Source organism: Acinetobacter sp. TSRC1-2 (assembly GCF_049895885.1).
Classification (GTDB): domain Bacteria; phylum Pseudomonadota; class Gammaproteobacteria; order Pseudomonadales; family Moraxellaceae; genus Acinetobacter.
In genome coordinates this window covers 1-3,821 of record NZ_JAFCTF010000032.1, presented here as the reverse complement: position 1 = coordinate 3,821, position 3,821 = coordinate 1, and the positions used below count along the sequence as shown (strand labels likewise).

General features: G+C 37.2%; 4 protein-coding genes and 1 pseudogene. 4 read left to right on the top strand and 1 reads right to left on the bottom strand.

From position 1 onward, the window contains the following. Positions 1–420 precede the first annotated feature (420 nt). Positions 421–561 (bottom strand): annotated as a pseudogene (locus tag ACP69Y_RS16570) (ISNCY family transposase); the annotation flags it as partial. Between the two features lie 466 nt (positions 562–1,027). Here ACP69Y_RS16570 and ACP69Y_RS16565 point away from each other — a divergent pair. From ACP69Y_RS16565 to ACP69Y_RS16550, 4 genes are all read left to right on the top strand, one after another. Further along, positions 1,028–1,570: a GTP-binding protein gene (locus ACP69Y_RS16565; protein WP_425919537.1), complete on the top strand. Its 543-nt coding sequence runs from the start codon at positions 1,028–1,030 to the stop codon at positions 1,568–1,570. 14 nt (positions 1,571–1,584) lie between these two features. Next, positions 1,585–1,998, top strand: a complete 414-nt coding sequence (locus ACP69Y_RS16560; protein ID WP_425919536.1) for a roadblock/LC7 domain-containing protein — start codon at positions 1,585–1,587, stop codon at positions 1,996–1,998. Between the two features lie 111 nt (positions 1,999–2,109). Further along, complete coding sequence (locus ACP69Y_RS16555) at positions 2,110–3,069, top strand: hypothetical protein (RefSeq protein WP_425919534.1); 960 nt, start codon at positions 2,110–2,112, stop codon at positions 3,067–3,069. A gap of 47 nt (positions 3,070–3,116) precedes the next feature. Continuing rightward, entirely contained in the window at positions 3,117–3,473 is a 357-nt protein-coding gene (locus tag ACP69Y_RS16550) for a roadblock/LC7 domain-containing protein (protein WP_425919533.1), read from the top strand. Positions 3,474–3,821: the final 348 nt, after the last annotated feature.

Genomic DNA, 3,821 nt, shown 5'->3' with positions numbered 1-3,821 from the left:
GCATATCAATTAACCCATCGAAATAAGCCAACAATTCAAATTATGGAACCATTGGCTTAAGCAGGATTCGGGTTAAATAATGAAATCTAAAAAAAACCGCCAGTTAGGCGGTTTTTATATCTCATATATACTCACGAAATAAAAAACAATATATCTCTTAGATGAACCTAAAAAGAGCGGATCTAGTGTTCACGCTTCATATGATTTATACCATGGAAAGTGTAATGAATTGGATAAAGTAAGCGTAACGCTCTAATCATTTATTTTAAGCAGCCAGTTCTTATGCCCAAGCTCACGGACAAATTTGGTTTTCGATTCAGTCGTTATGAAGTGGCAAATCCATCATCTAAATAGTGCGAGTAAGTAATAAAAATTTAGACTAAGTCATCTCAGTTCTTCAGATCACTTGGAATTAATCGATTGACCATGACTGGCATGAACCAGACCTGAAACACCAGCTGGATTGAGCTTTTGCAATAATCGGGTGATTTGACGGGCTGAAAGATTCAGGATTTCAGCAGCACGGACTTGTCTAATACGATGATCTCGAATATTTTGCAGGACTACAAGACATTATATTTCCTTGTCAGACATAGTGCAGCATCTCAAATGTATATCCAGTCCATGGTGATAAAAACCATCATAAACCAGACATTTTTATTGGTGAGAATATAGACAATTTAAATGGGTTCTAACATTTGGTTGTTCCAATTCCTCATGCTGTTGTTGAATATAGACTAGGAGTGAACCTAATCTTTCATTCTCAACAATCTCATTCCATATCCCCCTAAAAATCACCTTAATGTCTGAAATATCAAAAAAATCACAGTTTATTCACATTCGTAATCGTAACCTCAGTTTCCAACATATCACCATATCTTAAATTTTAACTCATCATCCGTTGGTTCCAGCTACAGCCCCAAGCAATGATTTAAATACGGAGTTAAATTCTGGCTGCTTTAAGTGCAAAACTACCGAATAGATTTTATATAAAATTGATTAAACCTTGATAAAAATGAGTATCTGTATGATTTTACAGCAATATAAAATTGTTTTTGGCGGGAGTATGGGTGCTGGAAAGTCGGCCGCTATTAAAGCGCTTTCCGACATTCCAGTCATAGAAACCGAAGCCATGAATACTGACATAAATAGGCATAGCAAATATTTCACGACGGTAGGAATCGACTATGGCGAAATTGTGCTTGAGGATGACACCAAAATAGGACTGTATGGCACCCCCGGTCAAGATCGCTTTGATTTTATGTGGTCTATTGTGTGTAAAGGTGCTATTGGAGTCGGTATTTTAATTGATCATTCACGTGCAGAGCGTTTGCAAGATTTGCAAACCTATCTCAACGCTTTTCAAAGCTATAGTGAAAATATTGTGATTGGTATTACCCATCTCGATCAACAAGATGATCAGATGCTCAAAATTTATCGGGATTGGATGAGTTTACATCACTACAATTATCCCATATTTGCGGTCGATGCCAGACAAAAAGATGATGTACTGCTTATGGTTGAGGTCTTAATTTCTGCTATTGAAACTCGCACCATTGCAACGCCTTAAAGGATGAAATCAAAGTGAATACCAATACTCTTTCACGCCAGATTCCTCAATCATTGATTGAAACGGGCCGTATTCAAATTCATGAACTGTTAAATAACGTGAGTGGTCTTGATTTTGTCATGCTGTGCTCTTCTGACGGCTTTCAATTAGCTTTGGCTAGTAAAAAGAAGCTGGAAAATACTGGAAAAATTGCTGCTGTCAGCAGCTCAATTTTAGCGATGGTGTCGGCCTTTATTTCAGAAATTAACTTAGTAGGCTGTAAAATCCTTTCACTTGATGCAGAGAATGGGCATGTAGTTTTAACGGGGGTGGAACATACCCTTTATCCTATGCTGATTGTAGCGGTAGGTTCACCTGATGTTCTGATGGGACAAATGCGATATGAGATCAAAAAAACCTCAGAATCTTTAGCCAAAATTGATATATAGATTATTGCATCCATGAAAAATACGTGATTAATTAATTATCATTTAATGCACTGTATTTAAATGAATTTTAATTATCTGTTGTAATAACACCTAGCTTAATGCGGTTAGAGAATGAAAAATTTTTTAAATATTGCTGTCTTCGGGTTGAGCCTGAATGTGCTTGACCAACTTAAAAGCCAAATATTGTTATCTGTTCCTCGTGAAGTACCGGTACGGTGGGTCAATATTGCTGAAAAAAATATTGACCTGCTGATGGTTAACGATGCTTTTTTTGCCTCATCCAGCATTCAAAAAATTCTCTCACAGATTCGTATACAGTACTTACGTCTGATTAAAGTTCCAGAACAACAGGGAATGATTGTCGATGACACCTTATCTTATCCTGTAACCCAGTTAGATGATTTACGTGAGTGGTTACAAGAAAAGTTCTTTGATTACGAATCGGATGATCGCTTTCATCTGTCCTCCGCAACTGGAGAAAAATCTGTTGCTATCTCGACCGTATTTAATCAATGCTTATTGGCTCGAAATTGTTTTATCCAGTTATTCGACTGTCGGGGGTTCTTGGCCCTAGTCGATACCATGACAGAGCGCGTCTGGGTCAATCCCCATCATCCCGTGACTGGTTTTGACAAAAGTCTGAATCAAACCTATGCCACAAATCAGTTTGTGCAAGAGATGATTAAGAATACACAAGCCCAAGATTTACGTAGCTGGTTGTGGCAGGTGGCATATCGTTCTACTGACATAGAACTTCCAGAGATTCAGGCAAATCAATATTTCAAATTGCAGATCTGGCCAAAATTCGAGCCAGGCTATGAGCGTCGGAATCTATTTAAAATTGCGACATGTTTTGCCCAGGGCGCTCAGATTCAAATAGCAATTAATCAATTAAATATTCCCAAACAACAAATTATCCGGTTTGTTGCGCTCACCCATATGCTCAAAATGGGTTCATGGATTGACTCTCATGGAGCGGAATTCATGAGAAATGATGAATCAGCTGATCAAGGTCAGATGATTAAAATGCGCAGTTTTTTTATGAAACTGCGTAAAAAACTAGGTCTTTAAATCAATATTTTTTCTGGGGAAACCCTTAACTCAAGGTAGAAAGTAAAATGGCTCGTATCGTTTTAGACAGTTTAATTGCGATGGATGGTTTTATTGCAGCCGCATTGGTAGATAGTGAAAGTGGTTTAGCTTTAGCCGTTCAAGGGACAACCATAGATTTAGAACTTGCAGCAGCAGGCAATACCGAAGTCATACGCGCAAAACGTAAAATAGCCAAAGCACTTCAATTAAATGATGATATTGAAGATATTTTAATTACTTTGGGCAAGCAATATCACCTGATTCGCCCTCTTGAAAGCAATGACAACTTATTTCTGTATCTTGTTTTAGATCGTCTAAAATCAAATTTAGCCATGGCTCGCTTTGAACTAAAAGCATTTGAAAAAGAATTGGACTTTTCTTAAAATTGTATTCAAAACAAAGTTATCTAAGCATCTCTGCTTGAACTGCTTATTACAATATGATGGCTTTTTTTAATTTAGAAAGACTTTGTCTAGGATGCTCCAGATACATACGCATAAGGATAGTAAGGTACGATAGGAGTTATACTGAGTGAACCAATAGGAAAAACCTCGACATCCTGACCTGTCCCTCAAAAGTTAGACAGGAACTAATGAAAAAGCTGAATTTCCCAATAGGAAATTCAGCTTTTTTTTACTTTCTAGGGAGGCTAATCCTCGCTATTACTTCTGTTTTTTAAGCTGCTTTTTGAGCTTATTTAACTTGTTTTCGTGTTTTGAAATCGTTTCAAG

Coding starts and splice junctions, on each gene's coding strand:
- ACP69Y_RS16565 (WP_425919537.1), top strand. CDS start 1,028: ATGATTTTACAGCAATATAAAATTGTTTTTGGCGGGAGTATGGGTGCT.
- ACP69Y_RS16555 (WP_425919534.1), top strand. CDS start 2,110: ATGAAAAATTTTTTAAATATTGCTGTCTTCGGGTTGAGCCTGAATGTG.
- ACP69Y_RS16550 (WP_425919533.1), top strand. CDS start 3,117: ATGGCTCGTATCGTTTTAGACAGTTTAATTGCGATGGATGGTTTTATT.